We start from the raw sequence: 21,617 nt of genomic DNA on the forward strand, positions 1-21,617 counted from the left end.
GGATTGTCCGAGCCGTAGGAGAGGGACCCTCCACCCCGGCCTTGTCGCGCCGTGAATTCCGTACGTCGTTCATCGAATCCTCCACTGGTCACGCTCTTTTCGAGGGGTTCAGCAATGTCCGATCGCGTTCAGACCGCCACGCTTCCCGAGCTGTTCGAGGCTCAGGCCGGCGTTTCGGCGGAGAGTGTCGCCGTGGTCTGTGGCGAGGAGTCGTTGTCGTACGGGGAGTTGAACGCTCGGGCGAATCGGTTGGCGCGGTTGTTGGTGGCGCGGGGGGTGCGTGTTGAGGACCGGGTGGGGTTGGTGTTGTCGCGGTCGGTGGATCTGGTGGTGGGTGTTCTCGCGGTGTTGAAGGCGGGGGCGGTGTATGTGCCGGTGGATCCGGGTTATCCGGCGGACCGGGTGGCCTATGTGTGGGAGGACGCGGGTCCTTCGCTGGTGGTGACGGGGGCGGGCGCGGGTGTGGAGGTGCCGGCGGGAGTTCCGCTGGTGGTGCTGGACGACGCCGAGGTCATGGCCGAGTTGGCGGGTTTTGACGGGGCCGATGTGGGGGTTCGTGTTTCGTCCGAGGCGGCTGCCTACGTGATCTATACGTCGGGGTCCACGGGGCGGCCCAAGGGTGTGGTGGTGTCGCACGGGAATGTGGTGCGGCTGTTCGAGTCGACGGATGGGTGGTTCGGCTTCGGTGCGGATGATGTGTGGACGCTGTTCCATTCGTTCGCGTTTGATTTTTCGGTGTGGGAGTTGTGGGGTGCGTTGTTGCGGGGTGGGCGGTTGGTGGTGGTGCCGTTCGAGGTGAGTCGTTCGCCGGGGGAGTTTTTGCGGTTGTTGGTGGATGAGGGTGTGACGGTGTTGAATCAGACGCCGTCGGCGTTCTATCAGTTGATGCAGGCGGATCGTGAGGCGCCGGATATGGGTGGGCGGCTGGCGTTGCGGTGGGTGGTGTTCGGGGGTGAGGCGCTGGATGTTTGGCGTTTGACGGAGTGGTTCGACCGGCATGGTGACAGTGATCCGGTGCTGGTGAATATGTATGGCATCACCGAGACGACGGTGCATGTGAGTTATGCGGCGCTGGATTCCCGTATCGCGAAATCAGGTGCGGGAAGTGTGATCGGGGTCGGAATTCCGGACCTGCGGGTGTATGTACTCGATGAAGACTTGCGGCCGGTGCCGACCGATGTCTCCGGGGAGATGTATGTCGGGGGTGCGGGGGTGGCGCGGGGTTATTGGAATCGGGCGGGTTTGACGGCGGGGCGGTTTGTGGCGGATCCGTTCGGTCCTGCGGGTGCGCGGATGTATCGGTCGGGGGATGTGGCGCGGTGGACGGATGAGGGTGTGCTGGAGTTTGTGGGGCGGGCTGATGATCAGGTGAAGGTGCGGGGTTTCCGTATTGAGTTGGGGGAGGTCGAGTCGGTTCTGGGGGAGTGTGCGGGGGTTGGTCAGGCGGTGGTGGTGGTCCGTGAGGACCGTCCCGGGGATAGGCGTCTGGTCGCGTATGTGGTCCCCGAGGCGGGTGCGGATGTGGAGGCGGGTGGCCTTCGGGGGCATGTGGCGGGGATGTTGCCGGAGCATATGGTGCCGTCGGCGTTTGTGGTGTTGGGGCGGTTGCCGTTGACGGTGAACGGCAAGTTGGACCGTGAGGCGTTGCCCGTGCCGGAGGCGCCGGTGAGTGCTGGTGGTCGGGCGCCGCGTACACCGCGTGAGGAGATCTTGTGCGGTCTGTTCGCCGAGATCCTGGACGCTCCCCGTGTGGGTGTGGACGACAACTTCTTCGACCTCGGCGGGCATTCGCTCCTGGCCACACGCCTGGTGTCCCGGATCCGCGCCGAGCTGGGTGCCGAGCTGACCGTCGGCGAGCTCTTCGAGGCCGCCACGCCCGCCGGCGTCGCCGAGGCCCTCTCCTCGGCGGCCGTGGCCCGCGACGGTGTGCGCCGCTACGAACGTCCTTCGGTGCTGCCGCTGTCCCACGCCCAGCAACGCCTGTGGTTCCTCGACCGGCTCGAGGGCGGCGGCGCCACCTACAACCTGGCCTTTGAGATCACCCTCTCCGGTGAGTTGGACCGGGTGGCGTTGCGGGCGGCGTTGGGTGATGTGGTGGGGCGGCACGAGAGTCTGCGGACGGTGTTCGTGGAGGTGGACGGGGTGCCGCGGCAGGTGGTGCGGTCTTCGGTGGAGGTGCCGTTCGCGGAGTCGTCCGTGTCGCGGGAGGGTCTGGACGAGGCGTTGAGCGCGGCGGTGGCGCGGCCGTTCGACCTGGCGGACGATGTGCTGCTGCGCGCGGAGTTGTTCTCCCTGGCGGAGACCGAGCATGTGCTGCTGCTGACCATGCACCACATCGTCGCCGACGGCTGGTCGCTGATTCCCCTCTCGACCGACCTCACCACGGCCTACCGCGCCCGCGCGGCCGGTGGGGCTCCGCGGTGGCCTGAATTGCCGGTGCAGTACGCGGACTTCGCGCTGTGGCAGCGTGAGGTGCTTGGTGTGGAGGGTGTCGAGGGGAGTGTGTTCGACCGTCAGGTGGGGTTCTGGCGGGAGCGGCTTGCGGGGTTGCCGGAGGAGTTGGCGCTGCCGGTGGACCGGGCGCGTCCTGCGGTGCTGAGCGGGCGCGGTGGGGTGGTGGAGTTCGGGCTGTCGGCTCAGCTGCATCGGGGGTTGGTGCGGTTGGCGCGGGAGTCGCGGGCGAGTGTGTTCATGGTGGTGCAGGCGGCGCTTGCCGGGCTGCTGTCGCGGCTGGGTGCCGGGCAGGACATCGCCGTCGGTACGGCCACTGCGGGGCGTACCGATGTGGCGCTGGACGATCTGGTCGGGTTCTTCGTGAACACGTTGGTGCTGCGGACGGATGTGTCGGGTGATCCGTCCTTCCGTGAGCTGGTGGACCGGGTGCGGGAGTCGGATCTGTCGGCCTTCGCGCATCAGGATGTGCCGTTCGAGCGGCTGGTCGAGGTGGTCAATCCGCAGCGGTCGGCCGCCCGGCACCCGCTGTTCCAGGTGATGCTCGCGCTCCAGAACAACCCGGACCCCGAGCTCGACCTGCCGGGCGTCGACTCCCGGATTCGTCAACTGCGTACCTCCACCGCCAAGTTCGACCTGACGCTGGACCTCGTCGAGCGCCACGAGGGCCAGGACACGCCCGCCGGGATCGAGGGTGTCGTCGAGTACAGCGTGGATCTGTTCGACCGGGGGACGGTCGAGGCGTTGGTGGGGCGGTTTGTGCGGTTGCTGGAGGCGGTGGTCGCTGATCCTGAGGTGCGGCTGGGCCGGGTGGAGATTCTCTCCGGGCGGGAGCGTTCGCGGCTTCTGGAGGAGTGGAACGGTCCGGTGCTCGAGGTGCCGGTGCGGTCGCTTCCGGCGCTGGTGGAGGCCCAGGTCGTGCGGACGCCGAGCGCGGTGGCGCTGGTCGAGGGCGAGGTGTCGTTGTCCTACCGGGAGTTGAACGGGCGGGCGAATCGGCTGGCGCGGCTGTTGGTGGGCATGGGTGTGGGGCCGGAGCGGATTGTGGCGTTGGCGCTGCCGCGTTCGGTGTCGCAGGTGGTGGCGTTGCTGGCGGTGGTCAAGGCCGGTGGTGCGTATCTGCCGGTGGATCCGGACTATCCGGCGGAGCGGATCTCCTACATGCTCCGCGACGCGGACCCCGCGCTGCTGCTGACCGACCAGGCCACCGCCGCCGGGCTGCCCGAGACCCCGGACCTGGCCCGACTCGTCCTGGATGCGGAGGAGACGCGGGCGCGGGTCGATGCCCTGGCCGGGACGGACCTGGAGGACAGCGAGCGGCTGGTGGCGCTGTCGGTGGATCACCCGGCGTATGTCATCTACACCTCCGGCTCCACCGGGCGCCCCAAGGGCGTCGTCGTCACCCACCGCGGTCTGGCCTCCTTCTGCGGGACGGAGGCGGAGCGGTTCTTCGTCACCCCCGACAGCCGGGTGCTCCAGTTCGCCTCGCCGAGCTTCGACGCGGCGGTGCTGGAGGTGTGCATGGCCCTTCCGCACGGTGCGGCCCTGGTCGTCCCGCCGCCCGGCCCGCTCGTCGGGGAGATGCTCACCGACGTCCTGGCCGGACAGCGGATCACCCACGCCCTCATTCCGCCCGCCGCACTCGCCGGGGTGGCCCCCGCGGGCCTGACCGACTTCCGCACCCTCATCGTGGGTGGCGAGGCATGCCCCGCCGAACTGGTGGAGCGCTGGTCTCCCGGGCGCCGGATGGTCAACGCGTACGGTCCGACGGAGTCCACCGTCGCCGCCACCACCAGCGGGCCCCTCGCTCCCGGTGCCGGGGCCCCGCCGATCGGGAGCCCGGTGTGGAACACCAGCGCCCTCGTCCTCGACGAGCGGCTGCGGCTCGCTCCCGTGGGCGTCGTCGGCGAGCTCTACATCGCCGGTGCCGGGCTCGCCCGCGGCTATCTCGGCCGCCCCGGGCTCAGCGCCGAGCGGTTCGTCGCCCACCCCTACGGGCCGCCGGGCGCCCGGATGTACCGCACCGGCGACCTCGTCCGGTGGCGTGCCGACGGTGAGCTGGAGTACGTGGGCCGCGCCGACGACCAGGTCAAGCTGCGCGGCTTCCGGATCGAACTCGGCGAGATCGAGACCGTGCTCGCGGGCCACCCGGAGGTGGAGCGCGCCGTGGTCGTCGTCCGCGAGGACCGCCCCGGCCATCGGCAGCTCGTCGGCTACATCGTGCCCGAGCCCGGTGCCGCCCGGCCCGACCAGCAGATCCTGCGCAAGCATGTGGCCGCCGCGCTCCCGGAGTACATGGTGCCGAGCGCGATCGTGGCACTCGGCCATCTGCCGCTGACGCCCAACGGCAAGCTGGACCAGAAGGCCCTGCCCGCGCCCGACCGCACCGCCGCCGCCCCGGGGCGCGCGCCCACCACGGCGCGTGAGGAAACCCTGTGCCGGCTGTTCGCGGAGGTGCTCGGGGCGGGCGAAGTGGGCGTCGACGAGAGCTTCTTCGACCTCGGCGGCGACAGCATCGTCTCCATCCAGCTCGTCAGCGGGGCCCGCAAGGCGGGGCTCGTCATCACCCCGCGCGATGTCTTCCGGCACCGCACGGTCGAGGCGCTCGCGGCCGTCGCCCGCGAGGCCGGGGCGACGAGCCGCCCCGCGGCCGGGGACAGCGGCGTCGGCCCGGTCCGGGAGACGCCGATCATCACCTGGCAGCGCGAACGGGGTGGCCCGCTCGACCGGTTCAGCCAGACCATGCTGCTGCGGGTCCCGGCGGACCTGGGGCTCACCCGCCTCCGGGACGCCCTCCAGACCGTGCTGGACCACCATGATGTGCTCCGGATGCGCCTGGTACGGCAGGCGCCCGACGCCCCCTGGGCCATGGAGGTTCCCGGGCCCGGCGCCGTCCCGGCCGCGCCCCGTGTCACCCGGGTCGAGGTGGCGGGGCTGGACGGTGACGCCCTCTCCGAGCGCGTCACCGCCGAGTCGGCGCATGCCCTGGACCGGCTCGCCCCCGCGACCGGCGGCATGGTCGAGGCGGTCTGGTTCGACGCCGGACCGGACCGGCCGGGGCGGCTGCTGCTCGCCCTGCACCACCTGGTGGTGGACGGCGTCTCCTGGCGCATCCTGGTGCCCGATCTGACCGCCGCCTGGCAGGCCGCCGCGGCGGGCCGGACGGCCCAACTCGAACCCGTGGGAACGTCGTTCAGGACCTGGGCGGAGCGGCTCGCCGAAGAGGCCCACAGCCCCGGGCGCACCGCCGAACTCGAGCTGTGGGAGCGGATGACCGCCGCGCCCGAGCGCACCCTCGGCAGGCGCCCCCTCGACCCCGTCCGGGACACCGCCGGCAGCGCACGGTCGCTCACCCTGACCATGGACCCCGAGCGCACCACCGCGGTGCTGGCCGAGGTGCCCGCCGCGCTGAACGCGTCGGTCAACGAGGTCATGCTGACCGCCCTGGCGCTCGCGGTCACCGGCCGGCGCCGTAAGCGCGAAGGCGGCGACCACACCGCCGTCCTCATCGACCTGGAGGGGCACGGCCGGGAGGAGTTCGCCCCGGACATCGACCTCTCCCGCACGGTCGGCTGGTTCACCAGCCTCTATCCCGTACGGCTGGACCCCGGCCGCACGGACCAGGAGCCGGCCCCCGCGACGGCCGCCCTGAAGCGGGTCAAGGAGCAGCTGCGCGCCCTGCCGGACAACGGACTGGGCTACGGACTGCTGCGCCATCTCAACCCGCACACCGCGGAGGCGCTCCGGACGCGCCCCGTACCGCAGATCTCGTTCAACTACCTGGGACGCTTCGCGGCCCCCTCCGGCTCCGGAGGAGCGGACGCGGAGTGGACCGCTGACCCCCTGACGGACGTGCTGGGCGCCGGGGCCGACCCCGCCCTGCCGCTCGCACACTGCCTGGAAATCAATGTGCTGACACAAGACGGCGTGGACGGGCCCCGGTTGGCCGCCACCTGGTCGTGGCCGGACGGCGTGCTGTCCGAGCCCGAGGTGCGTGACCTCGCCGAGGACTGGTTCACGGCGCTGGACGCCCTGTCGGACCGGCCCGACCGGTCCATGAGCAGTGGCTGGACCCCCTCGGACCTTCCGTTGGTGTCGTTGTCGCAGGCGGAGATCGACCTTTTGGAATCCGAGTGGAGGAACTCATGACCAAGCCGGGACTCGCCGACGTTCTGCCCCTGTCGCCCCTGCAAGAGGGCATGCTCTTCCTCGCCCTCTACGACGAGCGGTCGGTGGACGCCTACACCGTGCAGCTCGGCTTCGACCTCGAAGGCCGGGTGGACCCGGCGGGTCTGCGCGCCGCCGGGGACGCCCTGCTGCGCCGCCACCCCAATCTGCGGGCCGGGTTCCGGCACGAGAAGCTCAGCCGGCCCGTCCAGGTCATCCCGCACGAGGTCGAGCTGCCCTGGCAGGAGGCCGATCTGCGGGACGGCTCGGACCAGGCGCGGCGGACGGCGCTCGACGAGCTCGTCGAACGGGACCGCACCCGCCGCTTCGACCTCGCGGCACCGCCGCTGATCCGCTTCACCCTCGCCCGGCTCGCCGACGAGCGGTACCGGCTGGTGGTCACCCTGCACCACATCCTGCTGGACGGCTGGTCCTTCCCGCTGCTGGTGGACGACCTCTTCGAGCTGTACGCACAACGTGGCGACGAGAGCGGCCGGCCCAAGGTCACCCCGTACCGCGACTACCTCGCCTGGCTGTCCCGCCAGGACCGGGACGCCGCGGCCAAGGCGTGGCGCACCGCCCTCGACGGCGTCACCGAGCCGACCCTGCTGGTGCCGGGCGCCGGTCAGCGGGTGGACCGGATGCCCGAGGAGTTCGGCCTGGAGCTTCCCGCGGAGCTGACGGAGCGGCTGACGGCGCTGGCGCGGTCGCGGGGCTGGACGCTGAACACGGTGGTGCAGGGCGCGTGGGGTCTGCTGCTGTCGTCGCTGACCGGCCGGGACGACGTGGTGTTCGGCACCACGGTCTCGGGTCGTCCTCCGGAGGTTCCGGGGGTCGAGGCGATGGTGGGGCTGTTCATCAACACGCTGCCGGTGCGGGTGCGGCTGGATCCGGCCGAGTCGCTGGGGCAGCTTCTGGGGCGGCTCCAGGACCAGCACACCGAGCTGATGGACCACCAGCACCTCGGACTCACCCAGATCCAGCGGGAGACCGGCACCGGCGCGCTCTTCGACACCCTCGCCGTCTTCGAGAACTACCCCTTCGACCCCGCCGCCCTCGACCGGACGGTGGACGGCGTGCGGGTCTCCGGCTTCTCCGGCGCGGAGGCCACCCACTACCCGCTGAGCCTCATCGCCTACCCGGGCGAGCGCATCCGGTTGCGCGTCGGCCACCGCCCGGAGTTCGTGGACCGCGTGGCGGCCGAGGCCGCCGCGGCGCGGCTCACCCGGGTCCTCGAGGCCGTCGCCGCCGACCCCGACCAGCGGGTGGCCGCCGTCGACGTCCTCGCGGCCGACGAGCGCGAACGCGTGCTGGAGCGGTGGAACGACACCGCGTACGACGTACGGCCCAACACGCTCCCGCGGCTGTTCGAGGCCCGCGCGGCGGCCGTCCGGGACCACCCCGCCGTGGTCTTCGAGGGCACCGAGGTCTCCTACGCCGACCTGAACGCACGGGCCAACCGCCTCGCCCGCCACCTCATCGCCCAGGGGGTCGGCCCCGAGCGGACCGTGGCCCTGGCCGTACCGCGCTCGGTGGAGCTGATCGTCGCCCTGCTCGCCGTCACCAAGACCGGCGCAGCCTACCTCCCGGTGGACCCCGACCACCCCCGGGACCGCACCTCCTACGTTCTCTCCCAGGCCCGGCCCGCCCTGGTGCTCACCACCGCGGCCGCCGCCGGTGGTCTGCCCACGACCGACGCGCCCGTCCTGGTCCTGGACGCCCCGGAGCAGACCGCGGCCCTCGCGGACCACGCGGACACGGACGTCCAGGACGCGGAGCGCACCGCCCCGCTGACCCAGGACCACCCCGCCTACGTCATCTACACCTCGGGCTCCACCGGCCGCCCCAAGGGCGTCGTCGTGCCGCACCGCGGCATCGTCAACCGCCTCGCCTGGATGCAGGGGCAGTACGGGCTGGCCATGGACGACCGGGTGCTCCAGAAGACCCCCGCCGGCTTCGACGTGTCGGTGTGGGAGTTCTTCTGGACCCTCACCGAGGGCGCCACGCTCGTCGTCGCCCGCCCCGGGGGCCACAAGGACCCGGCGTACCTCGCCGGCCTGGTGCGCGACCAGCGCGTCACCACGCTCCACTTCGTCCCGTCGATGCTCCAGGAGTTCCTCCAGGAGCCGGCCGCCGTCCGGTGCGCCGGGCTGCGCCGCGTCCTATGCAGCGGCGAGGCGCTTCCCGACCCGCTCCGCGAGCGGTTCTTCTCCGTGCTGACGGCGGAGCTGCACAACCTGTACGGCCCCACCGAGGCGTCCGTGGACGTCACCTACTGGCAGTGCGAGGCCGGACACGCCCCCGGCCCGGTGCCCATCGGCCGCCCGGTCTGGAACACCCGGACCCTCGTCCTGGACGCCATGCTGCGCCCGGTCGCCCCCGGTGTCGCGGGCGACCTCTACCTCGCGGGCGCGCAGCTGGCCCGGGGCTATCTCGACCGGCCCGATCTGACCGCCGAGCGCTTCGTCGCCGACCCGTACGGGCCCGCGGGCAGCCGGATGTACCGCACCGGCGATGTGGCCCGCTGGACCGACCAGGGGGTCCTGGAGTTCCTCGGCCGCGCCGACGACCAGGTCAAGCTGCGCGGCTTCCGGATCGAACTCGGCGAGATCGAGGCCGCCCTGACCAGCCATCAGCGGATCGCCGCGGCGGCCGTCGTGGTCCGGGAGGACCGCGCCGGTGACCAGCGGCTGGTGGCCTACCCGGTGGCGGCGGACCCGGCGGACGCCCCCGACTCCGCGGATCTGCGCGCCCATCTGGCCGCCGCGGTGCCGGACTACATGGTGCCGTCGGCGTTCGTGCCCCTGGACCGGCTGCCGCTGTCCGCCAACGGCAAGCTGGACCGCAAGGCCCTGCCCGCGCCCGACGCGGTCACCGGTGGAATCGGGCGTGCGCCGCGCACCCCCCGCGAGGAGATCCTGTGCGGTCTGTTCGCCGAGGTGCTCGGCGTGGATCGGGTCGGCCCCGACGACGACTTCTTCGCCCTGGGCGGGCACTCGCTGCTGGCCACCCGGCTGGTGTCGCGGATCCGCTCCGCGTTCGGCGTCGAACTGGCCGTGGGCGCGCTGTTCGAGGCGCCCACCGCGGCCCGGCTGGAGACCGAACTCGCCCACGCCGGTGACGCCCGCCCGGGAGTGCGCCCGTATGTGCGCCCCGAGGTGCTGCCGCTGTCGCACGCCCAGCGCGGCCAGTGGGTGGTCAGCCGTATCGAGGAAGGGTCCTCGGCCTACCACATCCCCTACGCCACGCGGCTCTCCGGTGAGTTGGACCGGGTGGCGTTGCGGGCGGCGTTGGGTGATGTGGTGGGGCGGCACGAGAGTCTGCGGACGGTGTTCGTGGAGGTGGACGGGGTGCCGCGGCAGGTGGTGCGGTCTTCGGTGGAGGTGCCGTTCGCGGAGTCGGTGGTGTCGCGGGAGGGGCTGGGCGAGGCGTTGAGCGCGGCGGTGGCGCGGCCGTTCGACCTGGCGGACGATGTGCTGCTGCGTGCGGAGCTGTTCTCCCTGGCGGAGACCGAGCATGTGCTGCTGCTCACCATGCACCACATCGGCTCGGACGGCTGGTCCCTCAGCCCCCTCGCCCGCGATCTGTCCGCCGCGTACACCGCCCGGTGCGCGGGCCGTGCGCCCGTGTGGCCGGAGTTGCCGGTGCAGTACGCGGACTTCGCGCTGTGGCAGCGTGAGGTGCTCGGTGTGGAGGGTGCCGAGGGGAGTGTGTTCGACCGTCAGGTGGGGTTCTGGCGGGAGCGGCTCGCGGGGTTGCCGGAGGAGTTGGCGCTGCCGGTGGACCGGGCGCGTCCTGCGGTGCTGAGCGGGCGCGGCGATGTCGTGGAGTTCGGACTGACCGCCGAGGTGCACCGAGGGTTGGTGGGGCTGGCGCGGGAGTCGCGGGCGAGTGTGTTCATGGTGGTGCAGGCGGCGCTGGCCGGGCTGCTGTCACGGCTGGGCGCCGGGCAGGACATCGCCGTGGGCACGGCCATCGCGGGCCGCACCGACGAGGCCCTGGACGATCTGGTCGGGTTCTTCGTGAACACGTTGGTGCTGCGGACGGATGTGTCGGGTGATCCGTCGTTCCGTGAGCTGGTGGATCGGGTGCGGGAGTCGGATCTGTCGGCCTTCGCGCATCAGGATGTGCCGTTCGAGCGGCTGGTCGAGGCGATCAACCCGCAGCGGTCGGCCGCCCGCCACCCGCTGTTCCAGGTGATGCTCAACCTCCAGAACAACCCCGAGCCGCAGCTCACGCTCGACGGGATCACCGTCGAGCCGCAGCCCGTCGACGTCGCCGTCAGCAAGTTCGACCTCAGCTTCGACCTGACCGAGCGCCACGGCCACGACGGTGCCGCGGACGGTGTGCACGGCGAGATCCGCTACAGCGTGGATCTGTTCGACCGGGGGACGGTCGAGGCGTTGGTGGGGCGGTTTGTGCGGTTGCTGGAGGCGGTGGTCGCTGATCCTGAGGTGCGGCTGGGCCGGGTGGAGATTCTCTCCGGGCGGGAGCGTTCGCGGCTTCTGGAGGAGTGGAACGGTCCGGTGCTCGAGGTGCCGGTGCGGTCGCTGTCAGCGCTGGTGGAGGCCCAGGTCGTGCGGACGCCGGATGCGGTGGCGCTGGTCGAGGGCGAGGTGTCGCTGTCCTATCGGGAGTTGAACGGGCGGGCGAATCGGCTGGCGCGGTTGCTGGTGGGGTTGGGTGTGGGTCCGGAGCGGATTGTGGCGCTTGCGTTGCCGCGTTCGGTGTCGCAGGTGGTGGCGTTGCTGGCGGTGGTCAAAGCCGGTGGTGCGTATCTGCCGGTGGATCCGGACTATCCGGCGGAGCGGATCTCCTACATGCTCGGCGACGCGAATCCGGCGCTGCTGCTGACCGACCAGGACACCGCCGCCGGGCTGCCCGAGACCCCCGACCTGGCCCGACTCGTCCTGGACGAGGCGGAGACGCGGGCGCGGGTCGATGCCCTGGCCGGGACGGACCTGGGCGATGGCGAGCGGCTGGTGGCGCTGTCGGTGGATCACCCGGCGTATGTCATCTACACCTCCGGCTCCACCGGGCGCCCCAAGGGCGTCGTCGTCACCCACCGCTCCCTGTCCGACTACCTGGACTGGACGAGCCGGTCCTACCCGAGCGCGGCCGGCGCCGCGCTGCTGCACTCGCCGGTCTCCTTCGACCTCTCGGTGACCGCGCTCTACACCCCGCTCGTCGTCGGCGGCGCGGTGCACCTCGCGGCGCTGGAGGAGGACCCCGCCGCCGAGCGGGCCCTGGCCGGGCGCCCGGTGACCTTCCTGAAGGCCACCCCCAGCCATCTGCCGCTGCTCGCGGCACTCCCCGACGCGTTCTCGCCCGGCAATGAGCTTCTGCTGGGCGGCGAGGCGCTCTTCGGCGAGGCGCTCCAGGACTGGCGGGCCCGCCACCCCGGGGCCACCGTGCTGAATGTGTACGGGCCCACCGAAGGGACCGTCAACGTCGCGGAGTTCCGTATCGAGCCCGGTGACGAGGTGCCGTCAGGACCGGTGCCGATCGGCCGTCCCCAGGGCAACGCGCGCCTCTACGTCCTCGACGAGGGGCTGCGGCTCGCCCCGCCCGGAGTGGCGGGCGAGCTCTACATCGCGGGAACCGCCCTGGCCCGCGGCTATCTCAACCGCGCCGCGCTCACGGCGGAGCGCTTCGTGGCCGACCCGTACGGCGCGCCGGGCGCCCGGATGTACCGCACCGGCGACCTCGCCCGCCGCCGCGCCGACGGTGAGCTGGAGTACGTGGGCCGCGCCGACGACCAGGTCAAGCTGCGTGGCTTCCGGATCGAACTCGGCGAGATCGAGACCGTGCTCGCGGGCCACCCGGAGGTGGAGCGCGCCGTGGTCGTCGTACGCGAGGACCAGCCGGGCGAGCGGCGCCTGATCGGCTACGCCGTGCCCGCCGCGGGCGCCCGCCCCGACGCGGCGGCGCTGCGGGCCCGGGTCGCGGACGCGGTGCCGGACTACATGGTGCCCGCCGCGGTCGTCCTGCTGGACGCGCTGCCGCTGACCGCGCACGGCAAGCTGGACCGGGCGGCGCTGCCCGCGCCGGACTTCGCCGCCACGGTCACCAAGCAGGGGCCGCGCACCCCGCAGGAGCGGATCCTCTGCGAGATCTTCGCGGATCTGCTCGATCTGTCCGAAGTCGGTGTGCACGACAGCTTCTTCGACCTCGGCGGCGACAGCATCATCTCCATCCAGCTGGTCAGCCGGGCCCGCAAGGCGGGGCTTTCGCTCACCCCCCGGGCCGTCTTCCAGCACAAGACGGTGGAGGCGCTGGCGGCCCACGCGGGCACCGTCGGCAAGCGCGTCGGGAAGGGCACCGACACCGGGGTCGGCTCGGTGCCGCTCACCCCGATCATCCACCGGCTGCGCGACCGCGGCGGTCCGATCGCCAAGTACGCCCAGTCGGTGCTCCTCCAGGTCCCGGCCGACCTCGGCGAGGAGGCCCTGGAGACCACGGTGCAGAGCGTGCTCGACCACCACGACGCGCTGCGCATGCGGCTGACCCGCCCCGAGGGCGGCGGCGAGTGGTCGCTCGAGGTGCCGCCGCGCGGCACCGTGCGCGCGGCCGAGTCCATCACCCGGGTCGATGTCTCGGGACTGACCGGGGACGCCCTGGGCGCCGCCATCGAGACCGAGGCGGAGACCGCGTGGGCGCGGCTCTCCCCCGAGCGGGGGCGGATGCTCGAGGCGGTCTGGTTCGACGCGGGCCCCGAGGCGTCCGGCCGGCTCCTGGTGATCATCCACCACCTGGTCGTGGACGGCGTCTCCTGGCGCATCCTGGAGACCGACCTGGCGGCGGCCTGGCAGGCGGCCAAGGAGGGGCGTCGGGCCGAACTCCAGCCGGTCGGGACCTCGTTCAAACGCTGGGCCGAGCACCTGGTCGCCTCCGCGTACGCCCCCGAGCGGGTCAAGGAGGCGGAGCTGTGGTCCAGCACCCTGGACGTGCCGGACCCGCTGCTCAGCGAGCGGCCCCTGGACCCGTCGCAGGACATGAACCACACCATGGGCGGGCTGTGGCAGATCCTGCCGCCGGAGCTGACCGGGCCCCTGCTCACCAAGGTCCCGGCGGCGTTCAACGCAGGCGTCAACGACGTACTGCTCACCGCGCTCGCCCTGGCGGTCGCCCACTGGCGGCGCTCGCGTGGCGGTGAGGACCACCCGGCCGTCCTCGTCGACCTGGAGGGCCACGGCCGCGAGGAGTTCACCGACGGGGTCGACCTGTCCCGTACGGTCGGCTGGTTCTCCAGCATCTACCCGGTGCGCCTGGACCCCGGCCGGCTCGACTGGCGGGAGGTCCTGGCGGGCGGACCGGCCGTCGGGGACGCGCTCAAGCAGGTCAAGGAGCAGCTGCGCGGCATCCCCGACAACGGCCTCGGCTTCGGGCTGCTGCGCCATCTCAACCTGGACACCAAGCCCGCCCTGGCCGGTTTCCTGCCCCGCCAGATCGGCTTCAACTACCTGGGCCGGTTCGACATGGCGGGCCGCGCGGAGTACGCCGACTGGGCGGCGGCGCCCGAGAAGGCCCCCGGGTTCTCCGACCGGAACGCCCCGATGATGTACGCCCTGTCCCTCAACGCGGTCACCGAGGACCACGCCGACGGCCCCCGCCTGCGGGTGGCCTGGGCCTTCCCCGGAGCCCTGTTCCGCGAGCCCGAGGTCAAGGAGCTCAGCGAGGTGTGGGCCCAGGTGCTCCAGGCCCTGGTCACCCATGTCGAGGGCGGCGCCTCCGGCGGCCACACGCCCTCGGACCTGCCGCTGGTGTCGCTGAGCCAGCAGGAGATCGACGAACTCGAGGACGAGTTGGACGACGAGTCGGACGACGACGAGCTCGACGAGGAGTGGGGGATCACCCGGTGAAGCAATCCCGGATCGAGGACGTACTGCCCCTGGGGCCGTTGCAGGAAGGGCTGCTGTTCCACGCCCAGTACGACACCGAGGGCATCGACCCCTACACCGTGCAGAGCGTGTTCCACCTCGAGGGCGATATCGACACCGAGGCGCTCAAGGCCGCCGGGCGGGCCCTGCTGAAGCGGCACGCCGTGCTGCGCGCCGGGTTCCGGCACAAGGGCGGGGAGCGCCCCGTGCAGGTCATCCGGCGCGAGGTGCCGCTGCCCTGGCTCCAGCACGACCTCGGCGGTATCGAGGACGAGGAGCGGCGCGAGGAGGCCATCGCCCGCATCGTCGACGAGGACCGCACCCGCCGGTTCGACATGGCCAGGCCCCCGCTCATGCGGTTCACCCTGGTCAGGATGGGCCCCCGGGACCACCGGCTGCTGCTGACCAAGCACCACATCCTCATGGACGGCTGGTCCTCGCCGATCGTGGCGGGCGAGTTCTTCGAGCTGTACGCCCGTGGCGGGGACGCCTCCGGCCTTCCGCCGGTGACCCCGTACCGCGACTACCTCGCCTGGCTGGCGAACCAGGACACCGCCGCCGCCGAGGCGGCCTGGCGCACGGCGCTCGTGGGTCTGGCCGAGCCGACCCTGCTCGCGCCGCGGGCCTCGGGCCACGCCGATGTGGTCCCCGAGGAGCTGAGCGCCTCGCTGCCGGCGGAGCTGACGGAGCGGCTGACGGCGCTGGCGCGGTCGCGGGGCTGGACGCTGAACACGGTGGCGCAGGGTGCGTGGGGTCTGCTGCTGTCGTCGCTGACCGGCCGGGACGACGTGGTGTTCGGCACCACCGTGTCCGGCCGCCCCCCGGAGATTCCCGGGGTGGAGACGATGGTGGGGCTGTTCATCAACACGCTGCCGGTGCGGGTGCGGCTGGATCCGGCCGAGTCGCTGGGGCAGCTCCTGGGGCGGCTCCAGGACCAGCACACCGAGCTGATGGACCACCAGCACCTGGGGCTCACCCGGATCCAGGGACTGGCCGGTGTCGGCACCCTCTTCGACACCCTCGTCCTCTTCGAGAACTACCGGGTGGACTCCGGCACGGTCGAGTCCTCCCTCTCCGGCGCCCGGGTCACCGGCGGCTCGGGCCGCGACGCCACCCACTACCCGCTGAGCCTGGCCATGGCCCCCGGGCCCAGGATGCTGCTCAAGGTGGGCTACCGCCCCGATGTGTTCGACCGCGCCACGGTCGCCTCCCTGGTCGACCGGCTCACCCGCTTCTTCGAGGCGGTGGTCGAGGACCCCGGGCAGCTCGTCGGGCGGGTGGACGCGCTGGACCCCGCCGTCCGCCGCCGGGTGCTGGTGGACTGGAACGACACCGCGCGCGAGGTGCCCGCCACCACCCTGCCCGGGATGTTCCAGGAGCAGGTGGCGCGCACCCCGGACCAGCTCGCGGTGGTGCACGGCGAGGCCGCCCTCACCTACGCCGAGCTCGACGAGCGGGCCAACCGGCTCGCCCACCACCTGATCTCCCTGGGCGCGGGCCCGGAGAAGCTGGTGGCGCTGTCGCTGCCGCGCAACGACCGCACCCTCGTGGCCGTTCTCGCGGTGCTCAAGTCGGGCGCCGGATATCTGCCCATCGACCCCAAGTACCCGGCCGACCGCATCGCGTACATCGTCCAGGACGCCGCGCCGGCGCTGGTGCTCACCGAGTCGGGGGTCGACGCGGCCCTGCCCGCGACCGGCCACCGGGTGGTCGTCCTCGACGACCCCGAGGTGGAGCGGGCGCTGGAGAGCGGCCCGGCGACCGATCCGGCCGACGGCGAGCGACGCGCCCCGCTGCACCCCGACTCGCCCGCGTACGTCATCTACACCTCGGGCTCCACCGGCCGCCCCAAGGGCGTCGCCGTGCCGCACCGCGCGGTGGTCAACCTCGCGGCCTGGGCGCGCACCGCCCTGGGCGGCGAGCAGCCGGCCCGGATGCTGTTCACCACCTCGCTGAGCTTCGACGTCTCCGTCTTCGAGATGTTCGGGACGCTGATGTCGGGCGGCACCCTGGAGGTCCTGGACGACCTCCTCGCGCTCGCCGAACGGCCCACCGCGCAGCTGCCCGGCACCGTGGTCAGCGCCGTGCCCTCGGCGCTGGCCCAGCTGGTCGGCCAGGGGGACGTACGGCTCACCGCCGACACGGTGCTGCTGTGCGGTGAGCGGCTGGGCGCCCAGGCCGCCGTGGACATCCAGAAGACCCTGTCGCCCGGCCGGCTGGCCAATGTGTACGGACCCACCGAGGCCACGGTCTACGCCACGGCGTGGGACACCGACGCCCCCGTGGAGTCGGCGCCGCCCATCGGCCGTCCGCTGCACAACTACCGGGCGCTGGTCCTGGACCGCTGGCTGCGGCCGGTGGCCCCCGGCACCGACGGTGAGCTGTACCTCGCCGGGGAGGGCGTGGCCCGGGGCTATCTGAACCGGCCGGGCCTCACGGCGGAGCGCTTCGTCGCGGACCCGTACGGCCCCGCGGGCAGCCGGATGTACCGCACCGGCGACCGCGCCCGGTGGACCCCCGACGGCCTCCTGGAGTGCCTCGGCCGCACCGACGACCAGGTCAAGCTGCGCGGCTTCCGCATCGAGCTCGGCGAGATCGAGTCCGTCATGGCCGCCCACCCCGGTGTGGGCCACGCGGCCGCGGTGGTCCGGGAGGACCAGGAGGGCGACCGGCGCCTGGTCGGCTATGTGGTCGCCGACCCCGGCGGCCGGCCCGACCCCGCCGCGCTGCGCACCCGGCTCGCGGACGCGCTGCCCGAGTACATGGTGCCGTCGGCGTTCGTCACCCTGCCCGAACTGCCCATGACCGCCAACGGGAAGCTGGACCGCAAGGCCCTGCCCGCCCCCGAGGTGGCCGGAGCCTCCGCGCGCCCGCCGCGCTCCCCGCAGGAGGAGATCCTGTGCGGGCTGTTCGCCGAGGTCCTCGGCGTCGAACGGGTCGGCGTGGACGACAACTTCTTCGACCTGGGCGGGCATTCGCTGCTCGCCACCCGGCTGGTCTCCAGGGTCCGCTCGGCGCTGGGCGTGGAGCTCGCCATCCGCTCCCTGTTCGAGGCCGCCACCCCGGCCCGGCTCGCGGGCCTGCTGGCCGGGGCCGGGACCGCCCGCACCCCGCTGACCGCGCGGCCGCGGCCCGCGGAGCTTCCGCTGTCCTTCGCCCAGCGGCGGCTGTGGTTCCTCGACCGCCTCGGCGACGACCGCGGCACCTACCACATCCCCACCGCGATGCGGCTGGCCGGCCAGGTGGACCGGGCCGCCCTCGAGGCCGCCCTGCGCGACGTCGTGGCCCGGCACGAGAGCCTGCGGACGGTGTTCCGCGAAACCGACGGGGTGCCCCGGCAGGTCGTGCTGGACTCGGCCGAGATCGCCCTCGCCCACTCCGAGGTACGCGAGGAGGAGCTGCCCGACGCCCTCAACGCCGAGGTCACCGCGCACTTCGACCTCGCGGCGGCGATCCCCGTACGGGCACGGCTGTTCTCCCTCGGCGACACCGACCACGTCCTGCTGGTGACGATCCACCACATCGCCTCGGACGGCTGGTCCATGGGCCCGCTCGCCCGCGACCTGTCCACGGCCTATGTGGCCCGGCTGCGCGGCGACGCTCCCGACTGGGCCGAACTCCCCGTGCACTACGCGGACTTCACCCTCTGGCAGCGCGAGGTGCTGGGCGACGAGGCCGAGCCGGACAGCCCGATCGCACGCCAGCTGGCCTACTGGAAGGAGAGCCTGGACCAGCTGCCCGAGGAGCTGGCCCTGCCCGTGGACCGGCCGCGGCCCGCCGTCGCCTCCGGCCGTGGCGGCGCCGTGGTCTTCCGGATCGACCCCGCACTGCACACCTCGCTCGCCCAGCTGGCGCGGACCGGCCGGGCCACGCTGTTCATGGTCCTCCAGACCGGTCTGGCCACCCTGCTCACCCGGCTCGGCGGCGGCACCGACATCCCCGTCGGCACCCCGGTGGCCGGCCGTACCGACGAGGCGCTGGACGACCTGATCGGCTTCTTCGTCAACACCCTCGTGCTGCGCACCGACACCTCGGGGGAGCCGACCTTCAACGAGCTGATCCAGCGGGTCCGGGAGCGGGACCTGAGCGCCTTCGCGCACCAGGACGTCCCGTTCGAGCGGCTGGTGGAGGTCCTCAACCCGGAGCGCTCCCAGGCCCGCCACCCGCTGTTCCAGGTATCGCTCACCTTGCAGAACACCGCGGACTCGGACGTGGCGCTGCCGGGTCTGAACGCCGCGCCCCAGCCGGTGGCCGTGGACATCAGCAAATTCGACCTGAGCCTGGAGCTCAGCGAGGAACTGCTCGCCGACGGCCGCGCCGACGGTATCGACGGCGTCCTGCGCTACAGCACCGACCTCTTCGACCACGGCACCGCCGAGGCGCTCGCCCAGCGGCTGGTCCGCGTGTTGCGCACGATGGCCGCCGCGCCCGACACCTCCATCGCCGAGGTCGACACGCTGACCCAGGACGAGCGCGAGCGGATCCTGCGGGGCTGGAACGACACCGCCCACCAGGTGCCCGCCGCCACCCTGCCCGCGCTGTTCGAGGCGCGGGCGGCCCGCACCCCCGGCCGGCCGGCGCTGGTCTTCGAGGGCACCACCCTCGACTACGCCGAGCTCAACGCGCGCGCCAACCGGCTCGCCCGGCTGCTCATCCGGCGCGGTGTGGGCCCCGAGGGCTACGTCGCCATCGCCGTGCCGCGCTCCGTGGAACTGGTCGTGGCGCTGCTCGCGGTGGTCAAGACCGGTGCGGCCTATCTGCCGGTGGACCCCGGCTACCCGGCGGACCGCATCCGCTTCATGCTCGACGACGCGGCCCCGGCGCTGCTGCTGACGACCACCGGGACGGCCGCCGGACTGCCCGTCGACGCGTCCGTACCGGTCCTGGCACTGGACGCGCCCGGCACCCTGGAGGCCCTTGCCGGGCTCGGGGACGGCGATGTCGCGGACGGTGAGCGGCGCGCCGCCCTGCACCCCGACTCGCCCGCGTATGTCATCTACACCTCCGGCTCCACCGGCCGCCCCAAGGGCGTGGTGGTGCCGCACTCCGGCATCGTCAACCGGCTCGCCTGGATGCAGGCACACTACGGCCTCGGCCCCGAGGACCGGGTCCTCCAGAAGACGCCCGCCGGTTTCGACGTCTCCGTCTGGGAGTTCTTCTGGCCGCTGCTCGAAGGCGCGGCGCTCGTCGTCGCCCGGCCCGAGGGCCACAAGGACCCCGGCTATCTGGCCGGGCTGATCCAGGCGGAGCGCGTCACCACGGTCCACTTCGTGCCCTCGATGCTCCAGGTGTTCCTCCAGGAGCCGGGCGCCGCCCGGTGCACCGGACTGCGGCGCGTCCTGTGCAGCGGCGAGGCGCTGCCCCGTGAGCTCCAGGACGAGTTCCTGCGCACCCTGGACGCCGAACTCCACAATCTGTACGGCCCGACCGAGGCATCGGTGGACGTCACCTCCTGGGAGTGCGAGCGCGGGGCCGCACCGGGCCCGGTGCCCATCGGCCGGCCGGTGTGGAACACCCGGCTGTATGTGCTCGACGACGCGCTGCGGCCGGTGCCGCCCGGGGTGCCCGGCGATCTGTACCTGGCCGGTGTCCAGCTGGCCCGGGGCTATCTGGGCCGCCCCGGCCTGTCGGCGCAGCGGTTCGTCGCCGACCCCTTCTCCGCCGACGGCGGTCGGATGTACCGCACCGGGGACGTGGCCCGCTGGCGGTCCGACGGCGCCCTGGACTTCCTCGGCCGCGCCGACGACCAGGTGAAGCTGCGCGGCTTCCGGATCGAACTGGGCGAGATCGAGGCGGTGCTGGCCCGCCACGCCGAGGTGGCGCACACCGCGGTCGTGGTCCGGGAGGACCAGCCCGGCGATCCGCGCCTGGTGGCGTACGTCGTCCCGGCCACCGGTGGCGAACCCGCCCCGGCGGCCCTGCGCGACCACCTGGCGGCCGAGGTGCCCGAGTACATGGTGCCGTCCGCCTTCGTGCCACTGTCCGAGCTGCCGCTGACCCCCAACGGCAAGCTGGACCGCGGGGCGCTGCCCGCGCCCGATGCCCCCGTGGCCGCCGAGGGCCGCGCCCCGCGCACCGTACGCGAGCGGATCCTGTGCGGGGTGTTCGCGGAGGTGCTGGGGCTGCCCCGGGTGGGGATCGACGACAACTTCTTCGAGCTGGGCGGCCATTCGCTGCTCATGGTGCGGCTGGCCAACCAGGTGCGGCTGGCCTTCGGCGTCGACCTGACGATCCGGACCCTCCTCAACACCCCGACCGTCGCGGGCCTGGCCGAGCGGCTGTACGAACTGGACCCCGGCGACGACCTGGACGTACTGCTGCCCCTGCGGGCGCAGGGCGCCCTGCCGCCGCTGTTCTGCGTCCACCCCGGCACGGGCGTCGGCTGGCCCTACACCCGGCTCATCCCCGAGGTGGACCGCGGCCGTCCCCTCCACGCCCTCCAGGCCAGGGGGCTCCGGGACATCGGCGATCTGCCCAAAAGCATCGAGGAGGTCATCGAGGACTACCTCGGCCGGATCCGGGAGATCCAGCCGCACGGCCCCTACCACCTGCTCGGCTGGTCCCTCGGCGCGGCACTCGCCCAGGCCGTCGCCACCCGGCTCCAGGCGTCCGGGGAGGAGGTCGCCCTGCTGATGAGCCTGGACGGCTATCCGATGGACGCGACACCGGCCGACGCCGGACCGTGGAGCCGACAGCAGTTCCTCCGGGAGGTCCTGGAGGTCGCGGGCATCGACCCCGGCCATGACGGCCCCCTCGACCGCGACGAGGTGATGGCGGCCATCCGTGAGGAGGGCTCGCCCTTCGCCACGCTCGACGCGGACCAGGCGGAGAACATGTTCCGGATCCACCGGAACTTCGCCGCGATGAGCCAGGAGTTCACCCCCGGCCGGTTCACCGGAGACCTGATCCACTTCCGTGCCGCCCGCTCCGGCGAGGAGCTCGGGCTGGACCCGCACACCTGGGACCGGTACGTGGACGGCCGGGTCGAGGTCCACGACATCGATTGCGCCCACGGCGAGATGACCCAGCCGGTGGCCCTGCGGATCGTCGGGCCGATCCTCCGGGACCGGCTCGGCGCCGGCGACTGACCCGGCCCTTCCGCCCCGGGAGCCTCCCGGA

General features: G+C 72.7%; 2 protein-coding genes and 1 pseudogene. All 3 read left to right on the forward strand.

From position 1 onward, the window contains the following. Nucleotides 1–141 precede the first annotated feature (141 nt). Nucleotides 142–6,600 (forward strand): annotated as a pseudogene (locus AB0E24_RS24385) (amino acid adenylation domain-containing protein); the annotation flags it as partial. Continuing rightward, nucleotides 6,597–14,480 carry a non-ribosomal peptide synthetase gene (locus AB0E24_RS24390; protein ID WP_359379856.1) on the forward strand — a complete coding sequence of 2,628 codons (7,884 nt, stop codon included), beginning with the start codon at nucleotides 6,597–6,599 and terminating at the stop codon, nucleotides 14,478–14,480. The pseudogene AB0E24_RS24385 and the gene AB0E24_RS24390, both read left to right, overlap by 4 nt. Further along, the gene (locus tag AB0E24_RS24395) at nucleotides 14,477–21,586 is read left to right on the forward strand and encodes a non-ribosomal peptide synthetase (RefSeq protein ID WP_359379859.1); all 7,110 of its coding nucleotides are present in this window, start codon (nucleotides 14,477–14,479) and stop codon (nucleotides 21,584–21,586) included. Before AB0E24_RS24390 ends, AB0E24_RS24395 begins: the two co-directional genes overlap by 4 nt. Nucleotides 21,587–21,617: the final 31 nt, after the last annotated feature.

The organism is Streptomyces malaysiensis subsp. malaysiensis, from assembly GCF_040653035.1.
Classification (GTDB): domain Bacteria; phylum Actinomycetota; class Actinomycetes; order Streptomycetales; family Streptomycetaceae; genus Streptomyces; species Streptomyces malaysiensis.

Coding starts and splice junctions, on each gene's coding strand:
- AB0E24_RS24390 (WP_359379856.1), top strand. CDS start 6,597: ATGACCAAGCCGGGACTCGCCGACGTTCTGCCCCTGTCGCCCCTGCAA.